Raw genomic sequence first — 16,114 nt, 5'->3', positions numbered from 1 at the left:
TTTAAAAACGTTTCAACTTTTTTAAACCGATCAGATGTTCTTTTTCTTTTAGTCATAAAAACACCCCTTCAGACAAAAATATCCAAAAGGGTAAAGCTTCGCAACTTTTTTGCAAAGATCGTGACTTTATTCAAAACATCGCGTCTTTTTTATAAAAATCGTAACTTTATTTCAGATCCACACTTCTGCCGAAACCATTTTTCGTGATTGCAACGCAAAATCCAATTGAATCCCAAGGAACATTCCCTCTTCCAGATGCTCAACTTGATCGCTTTTTAATGACCGTTTCGATTGGTTATCCTACTCCAGAAGAAGAGCTTCAAATGATGCGACGTTTTCGAAAGAACAAACCGTTAGACGAGCTTCATCCTGTCATCTCACTAGATGATATTACACAAGTACAAAATAAAGTAAAAGAAGTTCATGTGTCAGAACCTTTAGAAGGCTACATAATCAAACTTGCTAATGCAACTCGTAATCATGATTTTATTGCAAATGGAATTAGTCCACGCGGAACACTCGCTTTAGTAAGAGGTATTCAAGCTCTTTCCCTTTTACGGAATCGAGAATTTTGTACACCAGAAGACGTGCAATTACTACTTCCTTACATTTGGAAACACCGTATTATTTTATCCATGGAAGGCGCTCTTCGTACGACAAAACAAGAGATTATAGAAGCGATTTTGAAAGAAGTTGATGTACCGGTGGAGATTGAACAAACATGAATGGTCAACGTCTCGTCTCCGTCCCTTTACTGTTCCAAAATCATATCATTAAATTAACGATTCCGGTTGCACTGTTGTTCACGTTCTACTTACCACAGTCATTTATCGTATATCCATTTTTGCTTTATTACATGTTTTCTTTTTTTATTTATCGGTACGTCACTTATATAGAGGCACACTTTCAAATTATGAATAAGAAACAAACAACGAGATTGTTTCCAGAAGAGAGCGGACAACTATCTATTATGTTACAAAATAAAGCAAAGCTGCCATTGGTGAATGGAAAATGTTTCTTTCATATCAATCCATCACTCGTTACTCATCCAAGCATAGGCCTAGAACAAATATCAAAAACGCTATTTTCTTTTCCATTCTCACACCCTACTCGCTCACAGCAAAAATGGGATTTAACTTTCACAGCGACAAAACGAGGGGTTTTCCAAATTGAACAGTTTGAATGCATCATTGGCGATCCCTTCAACATCATTCAAGTTCATTTACCAGTTATGCATAAATTAAAAACAGAAATTATCGTCTACCCTACCTCGAAACAAATCGCTGGATTACAAGAAATACAGCAACTATTAATAGGCTCTTACAAAACAAACTTTTCTTTTTTTCATGATGAAACGTCAATTGTCGGAGTCAAACAGTATGAAAGGGAATCATTTCGTTCCATCCACTGGAAGGCATCAGCGAAAATGCAAAGTTTACAAGCAAAGCAATATGAAGCAGTAAAAAATTATAGCTGGACAATCTGTATATGTCTCGCGTCAGATAGAGGGCTTGGGTGGAAAGAAAATATAGAAGACCTGATTTCCTATGCAACATACATTTGTCAAATTGCAACTGAAAAGAAAGTTCCATTTGAATTATTTATTAGTATTTTAGCAGAAGATGGACCGCTGCACCTAACGTTAAATGAAGGGCAAATGCATTATGCGAAAGCATTAGAAGAACTCGCTCGTATTTCAGAAGATAGTACATTACTGCCGCGAGATGGTTTTCTACATTATATGATGAGAAAAAGAGTGAGGTCGTCTACGATGTTTTTTCTTGGTGTTCCCAAAAAAGATATCCCTCATACAATGCAGCCAACTTATATTGTTCACAATGAAGGAGTGATAGAAGCCCTTGAATACATGGCTACGGTACGTTAATGATTTTATTCTTATTCTCCTTCTCTCTTTGTTAACTGAAAAAGGAGAAGTTTTACACATTGTTTTATTTCTTCTAGTCAGTCATATTTGCTTACTGCTTATTATGAAAAATGGGCAAAAGAAAAAAGCATGGCTCGTAACGCTATTCATCCTACAAATCATTACTTGTTATTCTTTGTCGTTATTTTCTGTTATAGGTTCCATATTATTGCCGTTTTTCTTTTTTCTTGTGTACGCAAAAGACGATGTTACACCATTTCACAAGTTATTAGGAGCATTTTTATGGTCTTTCTGTTCTTTCCTTTTCCATATGCAGCTGCCATCCATATGGGAAATAGGATTACTTATTTCCTATACACTACTAACATTATGGATTACAAGTTTTAATCGAAATCAACAAACAATGCGATTATTAACAGTTACAGCAATTGGGATTGTTAGTTTTTTATTCATCCCCATATTTCCTTACGTAAGAAACATCATTGCTTATATGATGCAATGGATTTCTTTAGGGGTGGGTTATATGTTAAATCCGCTATTTCTATGGGCTCAACTTAAACCCACAGATGATTCTTGGAAGAGCAAGTTAAGTAAAGGTGAATCACCACCTTTACCGATTCCGGAAAAAGGATATAATCCCTTGATTTTACAATCTATTGCAATTCTTATTATAGTAATCATTGCCATATATGTAATTTGGAAATTATTTAAAAACCGTCACGAAATACGCTTTGGACGTATAGCTTCCTACGAATCGATCATTGTTGCATCAGAACAAGGGAGAATGCAGAAGCGTAGCAAAAGGTTACGCCCACCAAAGAATGCAATTCGTAAAGAAATATTTAATTTGGAAAAGAAACTAAAACCACCATTAAATCGGCTACGCGGTGAAACAGTTGAACAATGGATGGAAAGACTTCATAGAGTAGAACAGGTCTCCATTCAATTTGATGTGATTATCAATGCGTATAACGCTACAAGGTATGCAAATCATGATGATACTGAACTTCTCCAGAAATTTAAAAGAGAAGTTCATACATTATACAAAAATCGAAAGTCAGTGAAAGAAAAAAAGAATAAGCTTGAACCTCAATACTACTAAAAACCTCGACTTCTCCTACTGGAGTCATCGAGGTTTTTAGTAGTATTATAAGGGTGATATAAATTCGGTTTCCTACCTTGTTATTACCCTTGTAGTGGTTTTCCATCAAAAGCTTTTATATCTAATGGTGCAACTAAAAATTGATTTGCTTTGCCAACAAAAGAAGTGAAATGCTCACTCTTATTGTGATTAGCAACTACTTCCGCATTTTCCCACACCTCTACCATTGTATAGACATTTTCTTTTTCGGTATCCTTGTACAAATCATAAGACATATTTCCACTTTCTTTTCTTGAACCACTGATTAGCGGCTGAATCTCATTTAAAAACGCTTGTTGTTTTGCTGGATCTACATGAAATTTAACATGGATAATAATCATGGTACGGTCTCCTCTCATCTTTCCACTTGTATTTGTATCTATGAAAAAAATCAATTACGCAAATTATGAAACCTTGTGCTCTTATACAATTACTTCCATTGAGCGATTTTATCAATTGGAAGGCGAACTGATTTGTAGCCACTGTCAGCTGCTTTCCCAATTGAAATTAACATAATTGGTACATAACGCTCTTTATCTAAACCAAACGCTTCTGCAATTTTATCTTTTTCATACCCACCAATTGGACATGTATCGTATCCGTGAGCACGAGCTGTAAGCATAAATTGCATCGCTATAAGACCACCATCAATTAAAACTGTGTCTTTCATTACTTCCGGAGAAACTGTTGAGAAATAAGCTGCAAGCTTCTCCATTTGACTTTCTTTTACTTCTGAAGGCATATATCCAAGTTCAACTGCTTTACCGTAAATTTCTTCGGCATTTTCGAAATTATTCAAATCACCAAAAACAGCAATCATTGCTGCTGATGTTTCTACTTGAAGTTGATTAAATTTAGCAAGTGGCGCAAGCTTTGCTTTTCCTTCAGCACTATCAATTACTAAAAAGCGCCATGGCTGCATATTTACAGAAGATGGTGCAAGTGTTGCTTCTGTAAGGATCTCTGTCATTTCTTCTTTACTAATTTTTACAGACGGGTCGTACTTTCGAATAGAACGACGACCTGTGATAATTTCTGTAAAATTATTTGTTTTTTGTATGTTAATCATAGATGAATTCTCCCTTTTTCTGTCTAATGGTTACATTAGAATTCTTTTATATTTTTTTGAATGCGATTTAACATATTTAGAAGCTCATCACGTTCTTCTTCGTTAAAATCCTTTAACACAGAAGTGGCAAATCGCTCTTTTTCCTCTTGAAAGGAGTGAATTTTATTCCGACCAGCATCTGTTAAACTAACAAGGGTTATTCGATTATCATTTGGATTTTTACGTCTTGTAATCATTTCGTTAGCTTCAAGTTGCTTTAAATGCCGGGTAATTGCTGCATTGTCAATTTTGATTTCTTTTTGAAGTGCTTTTTGACTCATTTCATCTACTAGATAAAGTTGATGTAAAAGTTCAAGTCTAGACTGGCTAATCCCCGTACAACCTTCGAATTTCGAACTAATGTTTTTATTGAGGAAATGTAATTTATATAAAATAATTGCTTCCTTTGAACATGAATCGCTCAAATTACCACCCCTTTTTTTAGGCTGTCCAAAAAGTTGATATATCAATAATTGATGTATCAAACAATATACATGAATTTCATTTAAAAAGCAATAATTTTGTTTTTATCCTCTTTTTAATGGGCAGTTATCCCCTCTCCTGCTCAAAATTATATTTACTATCCCCTCTGCTCACCAGAATTATTATTCAACTATATTTCCACATGTACAGTTTAGAATCGGATGTCTTTTATGCTAGACAAAACAATAATACACTCTTCTTATTCTCCTCTGACTTATATCCAATTTTTAAAAGATAGGATTTCACAAAAAGAGACTGCCCCAAAATGCACGTATGTGCCTTTTGGGACAGTCTCTTTTTGTTTGAAATTATACATAACCTTAACGGTACAGAGCCGCCTTTCTTTTAATTTGTCACAATATGTTCTACACACTGCGGTAAATGATCTAACTTTGTTTTTAAAAAGGCAGGCTTCGTATTAAAGTGATTGATCTCCTCTAGTGGAACCCATTGAAACTCAAATTCTCGTCCGCCATCTTTTCTTATAAAAGAACCTGTTTTTGGAATAACACAACCTTCTAAATGCGTTTCATAATAAAAGCCTATTTCATGAAACTCATAATTATCATAAGTAAAAAACTTCTCAACAATCCACATTAATCGTTTTACATTTGCATCCACTTCTAATTCTTCTTTCAGCTCTCTGTTAAGAGCAGATTCACTACTTTCAAGCATTTGAACTCGTCCGCCAGGTAGACACCAAAAGTTATCTCCCTTCCCGCGATGAAGAAGAACATTTCCATTCTCTATACATACAGCTGCTACGCGATAATTAAAACGCTTCCCGCCCTCTGTAAAAACAATATCCATCCCGATTCCCCCCACACTTATCTGATAAATAAAAACCCACAAATTCCATTATAAGAAATTTGTGGGTTTTTTTCTAATTATTCAAAAAAACCTTTCGCAACTTCTCTCGCGTGTGCCATTGCTTTTTCTTTAATGCTCTCTGCCTCATCCGGCATTTGATTCATACCTTCTACTATAATAGATTGTACATCTTCAATTCCAACAAAGCTCATAATCGCCCGAAGATAACGATCTCCAAACTCCTTTTCTATTGCCGGTCCTTCTGAATAAATACCACCGCGCGCTTGAATATGAACGGCCCTTCTACCAGATAACAAGCCAACAGGACCTTCTTCTGTATACTTAAATGTTTTTCCTGCAATACAAATTGTATCAATGTATGCTTTCATAAGCGGTGGAAAGCTAAAATTCCACATCGGTGTTACAAATATATAGTTATCCGCTTCTACAAACTGATCCGTTAATTTATTAATTGCAGCGATCTTACTTTGCTCTTCTGCAGAAAGATTTTCAAACGCTGTCCCTTTTTGTAGCTTTCCCCATCCATTAAGTACATCTGCATCAATATATGGAATATTGGTTTTGTACAAATCAAGATCAATAATTTCATCATCCGGAGCCTCGTGACGATATGCTTCTAAAAAAGCTTGTCCAACTGAAAGTCCATATGATTGATCAGTTGGTTTCGGATTTGCGGTAATGTATAGAACTTTACTCAATTGCTATCCTTCCTTTCGAAATATAAATTCAACCCTCCTTATATTGCCTTTTATATTGATTTTTATTAAAAATTTTGTATCTGTTCGAAAGAATCCTCTTTAACTTATCATGACGCATACCGCAAAAGTACGATTATTCACTCAAATTCTACTTCGGACTACACCGATATTATGTTTTGCAAGTGTTATCATAAATACTGTTGCTTTGCCAAAAAGTTAAACCGTTTATAAAAACGATAAACTGAAATATTTTATTTTGATTTGAATAGACATTTCTGTTTTTCTGTTTGAACTAACGAAGCAAGATTTTTAAGGAAAGTACGATTATATAAAAAAAGTGGGTTACTACAAACATTAGTACCCACTTTTTATTTAATAGCGTTTATGCTTTTCTTTTTTTCACAGGAATCCATATTTCACTTTTGAAGTTAGGTGCGGAAGTATCTTTACCTTCAGTCCATAACAATTCTGGACCATTCACTGCTTCATAGTTAGAAGAAGGAAACCATTCAGAATAAATTCGCCCCCATATATTTTGAGTGTCTTCTGGAAACTTTCCTTCAATTTTAAAAATAGCCCAAGTTGCCGCTATAACTTCTAGTGTCTCAAAATGAAGCATTTCTTTAGAGGTTGTAGCGACACCTATTAAGTGATCGAGTTCTCCTTTTTCTTCCATACGTTCTTCAGAAAAATTAAACGATGCACTAATGAGTCCTTTCGGTTCTGTGTTTGAAAGTTGTTTTAATTGTTTAATCTTTTCAAAGTCTAATTCCGCCCACATTGCTGTAATAGCAGTATTCTCACCTTTAAACACAATAGGAACTCTTTTTTTGACTCCTACAAGTGTAAAAGCCTTTTTATCCTCTATACGATAATTCATTTCTACTCCTCCTTGAATCGTTAATTGGAAAGTCATACGCGGAAATGCCTTTAACGAATGTCCACGCTGTCTTACTTCTGAAGGCGTTAAACCATGCAATTTATAAAATGCCTTCGTAAACGAATCTGGAGATTGATAGCCATATTTTAGAGCTATATCTATAACTTTGACGTTCTGAGAACTTAACTCAAAACCCGCATTAGTTAAACGTCTACGCCGAATGTATTCTGCTAAAGTTATTCCAGCTAGAAAAGAAAACATTTTTCTAAAATGGTACTCTGAACAATGGGCAATGCTCGCAATTTTTTTATAATCTATTTCATGTTCAAGGTTTTCTTCAATATGAGCTAACGCTTTATTCATATTTTTTAGTAAATCCATTTGCATGACCTCCCTTTCATTAATAGATTATCATTCAAATAAAAGAGGAACCCGATATTTTATGTTCATTTTAGACGGGTTATAAAATGAATTAAAGTATTACATACGCTTAAAGTAGGTATTTTAATGTAAAAAGAGGTTCAAAATGAGCAAACTTTATTTTCAAATTACAAATAACCTCTTATTAAACAGCATCTCTTAAGAAAAAACAAAAGTATATATTTTTAATTAAAAAGCAGCAAAACAATTTTATATTGTTTTGCTGCTTACATCATTTATAAATGTTTTATAAATAACACTCGACTTCCACCCTGTCCATCATAATTTGTATGTACAGATATCCCCTCTATTTCACTATCTCCTTTTTCAATATCAAACCCTACATCACGATGAAATTGAATGGACTTTTGATTAACAGGAGATGTTACTGCTTTTACAACATGACGACCCTTGGACCGAACGGCATCAAAAAAGGAGTAATAAAGTGCTGACGCAATCCCTTGTCTTCTATATTTTGGATTCACACCGATGAAATGAACGTATGCTTCATCTGCAAAAGTTTGCGAAAAAAAGCCACATAAAAATCCTGCAATTTCATTATCCTTTTCAATAATAAAACTCGTTTCTTGAAAATGAACAAAAAAGAGCTTTGGCAGCATATCTGCCATCTGTCTCCCGCCCCACCAGTCATTAATAACAGAATGAATTGTAATATAATCTTCAGGCTTAACTTTTCTAATATGCATATGTCATGTTCCCTCACTTCTCATTTATATGTATGTTATTAGCCATTGAGGTGCACTTTCCTTTATAACTTAGAAATTCATTTTTGAAGATTCGTATTACTATGTGCGAGAATACATTTAAAGAAAATGAAATTAGGTGAAAGATGTGCAAATGAAACCTTCTTTTGGGGATAAAAAGCAGCATATAGAATACACCTCCACCCAAGCTCTTATGCCATTATTTTTAAAGAAGGTACGAGTAAAATAGCCATTATCCAAAAAGGAGTAAGATATTTTTTACCTGGCGGCGGCATAGAAAATGATGAAACAAAAGAAGCGTACTTACACCGTGAATTATTAGAGGAATTAGGCTGAAAAATTGAGGTGCACCACTATATCGGAAATACTGAGCGCTACTTTTATACAGAAAAAGAAAATGTATACTATCTAAATGATGGTCATTTTTACATATGTAGTAAAGTGCGAGAACATCATGTTCCTATAGAAGATGATTACATTTTACATTGGATTTCTTCGTCTGAAGCATAGCAATTGTTTGTTCACGATCATCAAAAATGGGCTGTGAAGCAAGCAATCTTATTATGCAAACAAAAATGACCACTCCTCTCAGGACGTGGTCATTTTCATACTAACTTACATTTTTTAAATTGAGCGCTGGCTTTTTCACTGTTCCTTTTTTCACAACGTATAACCCAGCGAAAATAACAAGCCCACCAAACAATTGCATGATATTTACCTGTTCTCCTATCGTTACAGCTGCAAAAATCACTGCAAATAATGGAACAAGATACATATAAACCATTACTTTTGTTGAACCAATTTTACTAATTCCAACGTACCACATTGCAAGTCCAAAAATCGTTGCAAATACAATCGAATACCCTAACGATCCCCAACTCAGCATATCCGTCGGCCATGTTAAGGAGTCTACATTTATAAAGCAGTATAAAACAAGCGGAACAATTCCTAATAACGTTGACCAAGCAGTTACTCGCATCGCAGAATATTTCTTAATAAGCGGCTGAGCAAGAATCGGATACCAGCCCCATGCAATCGACGCAACCAATCCAATTATATTTCCAATCCATGCGTATTCATATGTAGATTGATTCGTATGCCCTGTTAATAGCACAAGCGCTGCCCCGCCAAAAGAAAGCATAGACCCGATTTGTATTTTCAGAGAAAAACGTTCTTGTTTATGCAATACAGCTAAAATCCCCGTAAAGATTGGTGACATTGCAATCAATAATGAAGCGTTTGTTGCAGATGTATATTTTACTGAAAGCATAAACAGCGTTTGATATAAAGTTGTCCCAACAATACCAACCACCAGAAGTCTCAGCCAGTCTTTTCTCTCAATACGTAATGAACGTTCCATAATAAAGGTAATAAGCAACAAAATTGGAGATGCAACTAAAAAGCGCATACTATTAAATTGAATGGATGACATATATGTCACTCCGTATTTTCCTATCGTATAGTTTGCTCCCCATACTAAAGCAACTGACATCAGGAGCCATTCCATTTGCCTTCGTTTCATCCAAATCTCCCCTTCCCTCATTTAGCATAGTAAAATTGGCCCAATGTAACACCGTCCAATTGGCTGTTTTTTCACCCAGCCAATTTGCTATAATGGTGATAATGAAGGAACAAGGAGACGTTACAAATGAAATGGAAGTTAGATTTAGATAGTAAAATCCCGATCTATCAACAAGTTGTTGATTATATTGAAAGGCGTATTATGTACGGAGAGCTTCCACCAGGAAGTTTTCTCCCTTCAGAGCGCAAGCTAGCAGAGCAGCTTCAAGTAAATCGAAGTACAATTACAACAGCCTATAATGAACTACGTGCAATGGGAATTGTTGAAAGTACAACTGGAAAAGGAACAAGGGTCAGTACACAGATGTGGGGTGTATCGCCGAAATTCGCACCGAATTGGAGCGGTTTTGTGGAAGGTGGGACATTTTTGCCTAACTTACCACTCCTTCGCTACATTCGTGAGCAAGTGCAACAAAATGAAAATATCATTGATTTTGCAAACGGTGAACTTGGATGTGATTTGTTTCCGCATCAGCAATTACAAGCAATTTTACGCGAACAACCGTTAACACAATCATTAAGCTATGATCATCCACAAGGCTACCTTCCTTTACGAAAAATTGTAGCTAAATATATGAAGGAGCATTTACAAATTGATGCAACTGAACAATCGATTATGATTACTTCCGGTGCGCAGCAAGCACTGCACCTTATTGTGCAATGTTTATTAAATCAAGGCGATGCAGTAGCATTTGAAAGTCCGTCGCATTGCTATTCCTTGCCTCTTTTCCAATCGGCAGGCATTCGTATTTTCCAATTACCTGTTGATGAACATGGCATTCATCCAGACGATGTACACGAACTTTATCGAAAGCACCGGATTAAAATGATTTTTTTAAATCCCAATTATCAAAATCCAACAGGGACACTCCTTCATCCAAAAAGAAGAGAAACACTTCTATCTTTATGTGCTGATTTACGAATTCCAATTGTTGAAGATGATCCTTCTAGCTTATTAACATTAGAAAATAAAGAACAAACATGTTCAACTTTAAAATCAATCGATACAAACGGAACAGTCATTTATGTTCATTCTCTGTCTAAAATGATAGCACCAGGATTACGAATCGGCTGGCTCGTTGCACCACAGTCCGTTGTTGAACGATTATCAGACGCACGGCATCAAATGGAATTAGGTTTAAGTATTTTTCCGCAATGGCTTATGCAACAATTTTTTGAAACAGTTCCGTTTGAAACACATTTACAACAGTTACGCTATGAATTACTACAAAAAAGAAATATATTAGCAGACGCATTGCAACGCTCACTTCAGAAAGAACTCTCATTTTCTATACCAACAGGCGGAATTTACATATGGGGAAAATTAAAACAACCTATTCAAGAGAAACAACTTATTATGCAAAGTTTAAAACAACAAGTGGCCTTTATGCCCGGCAGTATTTTTGGCGCAAAAGATGGTTATATTCGTCTATCATATGGAAAAGTAAATATAAACCACATTGCTGAGGGAGTCTCTCGTCTACAACAGGCGATTAAGTTTTCTCATACATGAAGCTATTTCTAACATCTCTCTAACCAAATACTAGCAATTAAATGCATCTAATTTATATAGGACAATCTACCTTTTGTCCCTTTCCAGAATAGAATATGCTGTAATATTAAACTTAGGAGAGATTTCATTTGAGACCATATCCTGATCACACTTATAGTGTTATGCAGTTATGCACTCACGAATGTAACTATTGCCTTCAACTTCCGTCACCAGCAAACAATAATTGCTTTTCAGGTTGTATGAAAAATTGCCTAATCCATACTCCACATCTTTACCACGGTTGGCCTATCTGGAGATAATATAATAACTCAGAAATACAGCAACAAATCGTTTCTGTACTTCTGAGTTATTAAACTAAACTACACGCACCTATAAATAAAGTCTTAATGATTATAAATCTATGTATGTCATTATGTATTTTTAATTTACTTACCATTTAGATTACAATCATGTCTTTGAATGATACATACCAACGAATTAAATTTATCATGCTCATCTAAAATCATATTCAAACGGCGTCATTTTATAAAACCATACAATAGCAGCTGGAAAAATCATTGCAGCATAGAGCGTGTATTACTTTCAAAAATATTACTTCGTTCACCTTGATTCCCCCTAAAATATATACATACCATTCCATATATGATATACACTCGTATTCTCCTTGTCTCCTTGAAACTCTACAGCAAATGGGACCTCGCCGTAATTCTTTAATTGATTCTGAACTACACCATTCTCTATCGGTTCACAAAATTGAATTGTTATTTTTCCAAGAGAAAAACTTTGAAATACCGCATTCCACTCCTTATCTATTTTTGGTGTACTCATTTCTATTTGCAATAACTCTTCCCATAGTTTGCTTGTTTCATTTACATTATTAACAGCATAGAATACCTTTTTCATTCCAGTTACATTATTGTCATGAAATGAAATCACTCCTTTTTTCTGTAAATCTGCTCTTCTTTTTTCATCCGATTCACCCCATTCAATAAAAAACGGAAATCTAGGGCCATCATCTTCCTGCTCAATAAATAGCATTTTCCAGCTTAATAGAGTTCCATCATCTCTTAAACGTTTTCCCTCCAGCGGACCACTTATATGAAATCCCTTTTCCAAGAATCTCTTAGCAAGTTTTTCTATATGTTCTGTACGCAGTGCAATTTGAAGCATCCCTTCCCCCATTTGCAACTTACGAACAGTTTGCTGAATGAGAGGGTTCTCTGCTCTGTTTGCAGCTTCTTTGTTCTGAACTGCTAAAAACTCAATATATGCCAAATCAAAATAACATAAGCTATTATATGTTCCCCAATTCGTATGCTCTCCTCCTTGAACTGTATGAAATCCGAGTATCTGCATTTGTTTTATTGCTTCAGCTGGAGAGCATTGAATTACGTGAACAAGATGATCAAACTGTAACATCTCCTCACCATCCTAACTTTTTTCTTTTTTAGTGTATTACTTTTCAATCATTTCTTGCAATTCGAAATTTTATTTAAAACATAGTTGATTTATATGATTAATGTGTATTATAATGAAAAAAATTAGAATATGATAAAGCTGATTGGAAAACCAAAGGCTCTTTTCTCGCTAGAGAAAGGAGCCTTTTTTATTTTATCTGCTACTTTTGGGCAGTAAGACCCCCACATTAAGATTTTGAGAAGTCAAAGGAGATAGGTGGGAGATAATTGCTGGCATGTGCCCGATTGGTTCAACTAACCATTAGTAGGAGATGAAGTCCCCACTGATAGAGGTTTCACTTTATTTTAAACGGAGGTATTAGACATGCAAAAATTAATTGTCTTTGCTATTATTGGTTTTTTTGCTCAACTCATTGATGGAGCTTTAGGAATGGCTTATGGGGTAACATCTTCCTCATTACTACTCATGTTTGGAATTGCACCAGCTGTTGCTTCAGCATCTGTTCATTTAGCCGAAGTTGTTACAACTGCCGCATCTGGTATTTCACATATCCGATTTGGAAATGTCGATAAATATACCGTTTCAAGACTGACATTACCAGGGGCAATTGGCGCTTTTGTAGGTGCTTGCTTTTTAAGTAACTTACCAGGAAATTTAATTAAACCGTATATTTCAGTATTTTTATTCGTATTAGGTGTATATATCTTATTAAGATTTATTTTACAAAAACAAGTTGTTCAAATAAATAATAAACGCCTGTCTGGTAAGCAGTTAATTCCACTTGGCCTTTTTGCAGGTTTTGTAGATTCAACAGGCGGTGGCGGTTGGGGCCCCATTACTACTCCTGTTTTACTTGCACGCGGTAATGAAGCAAGAAAAGTTGTCGGTTCTGTAGATACGAGTGAATTTCCTGTTTCATTAGCTGCCACACTTGGATTTTTCATTTCTCTTGGTTGGGAACAAGTCAGTTGGTTTTGGGTGTTTGCTCTTATGCTTGGTGGTATCATTGCAGCACCAATTGCTGCGTGGCTAGTACGAATTGTTCCTTCTCATTTACTTGGAGTACTTGTCGGAGGACTTATTATTTTCACCAATATCCGTACGCTATTAACAATTTTTAAAGTAAATCAAAATATAATATTTCTTGCTTACATTGTGACAGGTCTTGTCGTTACAATTGCACTGATTATTACGACTCGTAATCAATCACAACAGGCAAACAAAAAAATTGTATATAACAAACAAAAACAAGTTTCCCCATAAAGGGAAGCTTGTTTTCTTTTAGTCTCCTCCTCTACAATATATTTTGTCGAAATTTATTTGTCTCAATTTTCTGTAAATTTTAAAGGATTTTTTGAAACACAATGCGAAACTATAGTATAACCTTTTTCATCAAGAGGTTTCTTATTACATATTTTTTAGGATCGGGATGAATTTTGAAAGCGCTTTTCTAAAATAGCCATTCTTTTTTCGCTTTTTTTCTACAAAAAATCCTTGCAATATTCGCAGAAAATCATTACAATTGCGATATATTAAAAATCATAGTAATAGAAAAATCCTCATCAATCCGATGAGGTAGAGGTTGCGGCTTTTATTAGTAATCCGGACGAGACGCAGAGAACGTCAATAACTCCGAATGAAAGGAAAAGCTGCCGAAGTGTATACTTCTTCTCTGGAAGTATTTGCTGGGGCTGTTTTCGAATAGGAACAGAACTGTCACGTTTACAAAATTACCGTGTAAACGTGGGGCGCTATCTTAACGGAAGGTATGATGGGGTGGCTATTTTTGAAATGCTCCGCTAAAGTCCTTTGGCGGTTTTTTTTATTCCCCCCGCTCCTTCCTATCTTACAAGAAAAGGAGTGTTGAAAATGAATAGCGCAACTACAAAAGTTACCTCTACATCTACAAATCAATCTGCACAAACAAATGGCGAACTAAGGCGCGGATTGAAATCTCGCCATCTTACAATGATTTCACTTGGTGGTACAATTGGAACAGGTTTATTCCTAGCAAGCGGTGGTGTTGTCCACACAGCTGGTCCTGGCGGTGCTCTCGTCGCCTATGCTGCAATTGGTATTATGGTATATTTTTTAATGACAAGTTTAGCAGAATTAGCATCGTACATGCCTGTAGCAGGATCATTTAGCACCTACGCAACAAGATTTGTCGATCCAGCTCTTGGATTTGCATTAGGTTGGAACTACTGGTATAACTGGGCCATCACGATTGCTGCTGAACTCTCTGCAGTTACATTAATTATGAAGTTTTGGTTCCCAAATACACCTTCCCTTATTTGGAGTGCTATTTGTTTAGCTATTATGTTTCTTTTAAATTATATGTCTGTAAAAGGGTTTGGGGAAGCTGAATATTGGTTTGCACTTATTAAGGTTGTAACTGTTATCGCCTTTTTAATTGTCGGTTTTCTTATGATTTTCGGTATTATGGGCGGAGAGCCTGTTGGTTTCAAAAACTTCACAGTTGCAGATGCACCGTTTAACGGAGGCTTCATGGCAATCATTGGTGTATTTATGGCAGCTGGATTCTCATTCCAAGGAACAGAATTATTAGGAGTTGCGGCTGGCGAAACTGAAGATCCACAACGCAATATTCCAAAAGCAATTCGCAGCATCTTTTGGCGAATTCTACTGTTCTATATTTTAGCAATTCTTGTAATTGGTTTACTCATTCCATATACAGACAAAAGCCTTGCAGCAAGTGATGTAACAGTAAGTCCATTTACACTTGTATTCGAGAAAGCAGGTGTTGCCTTTGCGGCATCAGTAATGAACGCCGTTATTTTAACAGCTGTTCTGTCTGCTGGTAACTCTGGTATGTATGCATCAGCACGTATGCTTTGGGATTTAGCAAACCAAGGTAAAGCACCTAAATTTTTAGGAAAACTAAATAGTCGTGGCATACCTGTAAATGCATTGATTGCAACATCATTAGTTGGATGTGTTGCTTTCTTAGCTTCTTTTTTCGGTGATGGTGTGGTCTATGTATGGCTCTTAAATGCTTCTGGTATGTCAGGCTTCATCGCTTGGATCGGAATTGCAATTAGTCACTACCGTTTCCGCAAGGCATACACTGCACAAGGAAAAGACTTAAATGACTTACCATATAAAGCAAAATGGTTCCCATTCGGTCCAATCTTTGCATTTGTATTATGTTTAATCGTTATTCTCGGTCAAAACTACGGTGCATTTATGGGAAAATCTATTGATTGGAACGGTGTACTCGTTTCATATATTGGTTTACCTCTTTTCTTAATACTTTGGTTAGGTTATAAATTTACAAAGAAAACAAAAGTTATTCCATTAGATAAATGTGAGCTTTAAAAATAACAACCTATCAAAATTTATTATCAAGACCTAAATTATAAAAATCCCTAAAAATAAAGGAGAACACATATTAGTCATGTATAATATG

Annotated in this window: 14 protein-coding genes, 2 pseudogenes and 1 riboswitch; of the genes and pseudogenes, 7 read left to right on the top strand and 9 right to left on the bottom strand. The window is 35.4% G+C overall.

Annotated features, from left to right (window positions below; genetic code table 11):
• Window positions 1–173: 173 nt before the first annotated feature.
• From LRP84_RS19430 to LRP84_RS19420, 3 genes and pseudogenes are all read left to right on the top strand, one after another.
• Window positions 174–725, top strand: a pseudogene (locus tag LRP84_RS19430) (AAA family ATPase); the annotation flags it as partial.
• Complete coding sequence (locus tag LRP84_RS19425) at window positions 722–1,885, top strand: DUF58 domain-containing protein (RefSeq protein WP_230576583.1); 1,164 nt, start codon at window positions 722–724, stop codon at window positions 1,883–1,885. The pseudogene LRP84_RS19430 and the gene LRP84_RS19425, both read left to right, overlap by 4 nt.
• Window positions 1,860–2,987 carry a DUF4018 domain-containing protein gene (locus tag LRP84_RS19420; protein WP_230576582.1) on the top strand — a complete coding sequence of 376 codons (1,128 nt, stop codon included), beginning with the start codon at window positions 1,860–1,862 and terminating at the stop codon, window positions 2,985–2,987. Before LRP84_RS19425 ends, LRP84_RS19420 begins: the two co-directional genes overlap by 26 nt.
• Before the next feature lie 83 nt (window positions 2,988–3,070).
• On the opposite strand, the gene LRP84_RS19415 is transcribed toward LRP84_RS19420, so the two are convergent.
• The 7 genes from LRP84_RS19415 to LRP84_RS19385 form a co-directional block, all read right to left on the bottom strand.
• Entirely contained in the window at window positions 3,071–3,367 is a 297-nt protein-coding gene (locus LRP84_RS19415) for a putative quinol monooxygenase (RefSeq protein WP_230576581.1), read from the bottom strand.
• 89 nt (window positions 3,368–3,456) lie between these two features.
• Window positions 3,457–4,095: a nitroreductase family protein gene (locus tag LRP84_RS19410; protein ID WP_230576580.1), complete on the bottom strand. Its 639-nt coding sequence runs from the start codon at window positions 4,093–4,095 to the stop codon at window positions 3,457–3,459.
• Window positions 4,096–4,130: 35 nt separating this feature from the next.
• On the bottom strand, window positions 4,131–4,559 hold the full coding sequence (locus LRP84_RS19405; protein ID WP_230576579.1) for a MarR family winged helix-turn-helix transcriptional regulator: 429 nt from the start codon (window positions 4,557–4,559) through the stop codon (window positions 4,131–4,133).
• Window positions 4,560–4,962: 403 nt separating this feature from the next.
• Window positions 4,963–5,427, bottom strand: a complete 465-nt coding sequence (locus tag LRP84_RS19400; RefSeq protein WP_230576578.1) for an NUDIX hydrolase — start codon at window positions 5,425–5,427, stop codon at window positions 4,963–4,965.
• 77 nt (window positions 5,428–5,504) lie between these two features.
• Window positions 5,505–6,146, bottom strand: coding sequence for an FMN-dependent NADH-azoreductase (locus LRP84_RS19395; RefSeq protein WP_230576577.1), 642 nt, complete (start codon window positions 6,144–6,146; stop codon window positions 5,505–5,507).
• A gap of 382 nt (window positions 6,147–6,528) precedes the next feature.
• Entirely contained in the window at window positions 6,529–7,407 is an 879-nt protein-coding gene (locus LRP84_RS19390; protein WP_230576576.1) for an AraC family transcriptional regulator, read from the bottom strand.
• 275 nt (window positions 7,408–7,682) lie between these two features.
• Window positions 7,683–8,153: a GNAT family N-acetyltransferase gene (locus LRP84_RS19385; RefSeq protein WP_230576575.1), complete on the bottom strand. Its 471-nt coding sequence runs from the start codon at window positions 8,151–8,153 to the stop codon at window positions 7,683–7,685.
• 145 nt (window positions 8,154–8,298) lie between these two features.
• On the opposite strand from LRP84_RS19385, the pseudogene LRP84_RS19380 reads away from it, so the two are divergent.
• Window positions 8,299–8,750: pseudogene (locus LRP84_RS19380) on the top strand (NUDIX domain-containing protein).
• Between the two features lie 31 nt (window positions 8,751–8,781).
• Here the strand turns inward: LRP84_RS19380 and LRP84_RS19375 are convergent.
• Window positions 8,782–9,693 carry a DMT family transporter gene (locus LRP84_RS19375; protein WP_230576574.1) on the bottom strand — a complete coding sequence of 304 codons (912 nt, stop codon included), beginning with the start codon at window positions 9,691–9,693 and terminating at the stop codon, window positions 8,782–8,784.
• Between the two features lie 126 nt (window positions 9,694–9,819).
• Here LRP84_RS19375 and pdxR point away from each other — a divergent pair, with 126 nt between their 5' ends.
• Entirely contained in the window at window positions 9,820–11,265 is a 1,446-nt protein-coding gene (gene pdxR, locus LRP84_RS19370; RefSeq protein WP_230576573.1) for a MocR-like pyridoxine biosynthesis transcription factor PdxR, read from the top strand.
• 615 nt (window positions 11,266–11,880) lie between these two features.
• Here the strand turns inward: pdxR and LRP84_RS19365 are convergent.
• Complete coding sequence (locus LRP84_RS19365; protein ID WP_230576572.1) at window positions 11,881–12,684, bottom strand: VOC family protein; 804 nt, start codon at window positions 12,682–12,684, stop codon at window positions 11,881–11,883.
• A 363-nt stretch (window positions 12,685–13,047) separates the two neighbouring features.
• Here LRP84_RS19365 and LRP84_RS19360 point away from each other — a divergent pair, with 363 nt between their 5' ends.
• Both LRP84_RS19360 and LRP84_RS19355 read left to right on the top strand, forming a co-directional pair.
• On the top strand, window positions 13,048–13,947 hold the full coding sequence (locus tag LRP84_RS19360; protein ID WP_230576571.1) for a sulfite exporter TauE/SafE family protein: 900 nt from the start codon (window positions 13,048–13,050) through the stop codon (window positions 13,945–13,947).
• A 305-nt stretch (window positions 13,948–14,252) separates the two neighbouring features.
• A riboswitch (Lysine riboswitch) is annotated at window positions 14,253–14,446 on the top strand.
• Between the two features lie 107 nt (window positions 14,447–14,553).
• The gene (locus LRP84_RS19355; RefSeq protein WP_230576570.1) at window positions 14,554–16,023 is read left to right on the top strand and encodes an amino acid permease; all 1,470 of its coding nucleotides are present in this window, start codon (window positions 14,554–14,556) and stop codon (window positions 16,021–16,023) included.
• Window positions 16,024–16,114: the final 91 nt, after the last annotated feature.

It is taken from the genome of Bacillus rhizoplanae (assembly GCF_917563915.1).
Taxonomy (GTDB): Bacteria; Bacillota; Bacilli; order Bacillales; family Bacillaceae_G; genus Bacillus_A; species Bacillus_A rhizoplanae.
This window is presented reverse-complemented; position numbering and strand designations above follow the sequence as displayed.

What these genes read in the sequence shown, in the direction of transcription:
- LRP84_RS19410 (WP_230576580.1), bottom strand. Translation starts at nt 4,095, where the DNA reads ATGATTAACATACAAAAAACAAATAATTTTACAGAAATTATCACAGGT.
- pdxR (WP_230576573.1), top strand. Translation starts at nt 9,820, where the DNA reads ATGAAATGGAAGTTAGATTTAGATAGTAAAATCCCGATCTATCAACAA.
- LRP84_RS19400 (WP_230576578.1), bottom strand. Translation starts at nt 5,427, where the DNA reads ATGGATATTGTTTTTACAGAGGGCGGGAAGCGTTTTAATTATCGCGTA.
- LRP84_RS19415 (WP_230576581.1), bottom strand. Translation starts at nt 3,367, where the DNA reads ATGATTATTATCCATGTTAAATTTCATGTAGATCCAGCAAAACAACAA.
- LRP84_RS19360 (WP_230576571.1), top strand. Translation starts at nt 13,048, where the DNA reads ATGCAAAAATTAATTGTCTTTGCTATTATTGGTTTTTTTGCTCAACTC.
- LRP84_RS19365 (WP_230576572.1), bottom strand. Translation starts at nt 12,684, where the DNA reads ATGTTACAGTTTGATCATCTTGTTCACGTAATTCAATGCTCTCCAGCT.
- LRP84_RS19425 (WP_230576583.1), top strand. Translation starts at nt 722, where the DNA reads ATGAATGGTCAACGTCTCGTCTCCGTCCCTTTACTGTTCCAAAATCAT.
- LRP84_RS19385 (WP_230576575.1), bottom strand. Translation starts at nt 8,153, where the DNA reads ATGCATATTAGAAAAGTTAAGCCTGAAGATTATATTACAATTCATTCT.
- LRP84_RS19390 (WP_230576576.1), bottom strand. Translation starts at nt 7,407, where the DNA reads ATGGATTTACTAAAAAATATGAATAAAGCGTTAGCTCATATTGAAGAA.
- LRP84_RS19375 (WP_230576574.1), bottom strand. Translation starts at nt 9,693, where the DNA reads ATGAAACGAAGGCAAATGGAATGGCTCCTGATGTCAGTTGCTTTAGTA.
- LRP84_RS19355 (WP_230576570.1), top strand. Translation starts at nt 14,554, where the DNA reads ATGAATAGCGCAACTACAAAAGTTACCTCTACATCTACAAATCAATCT.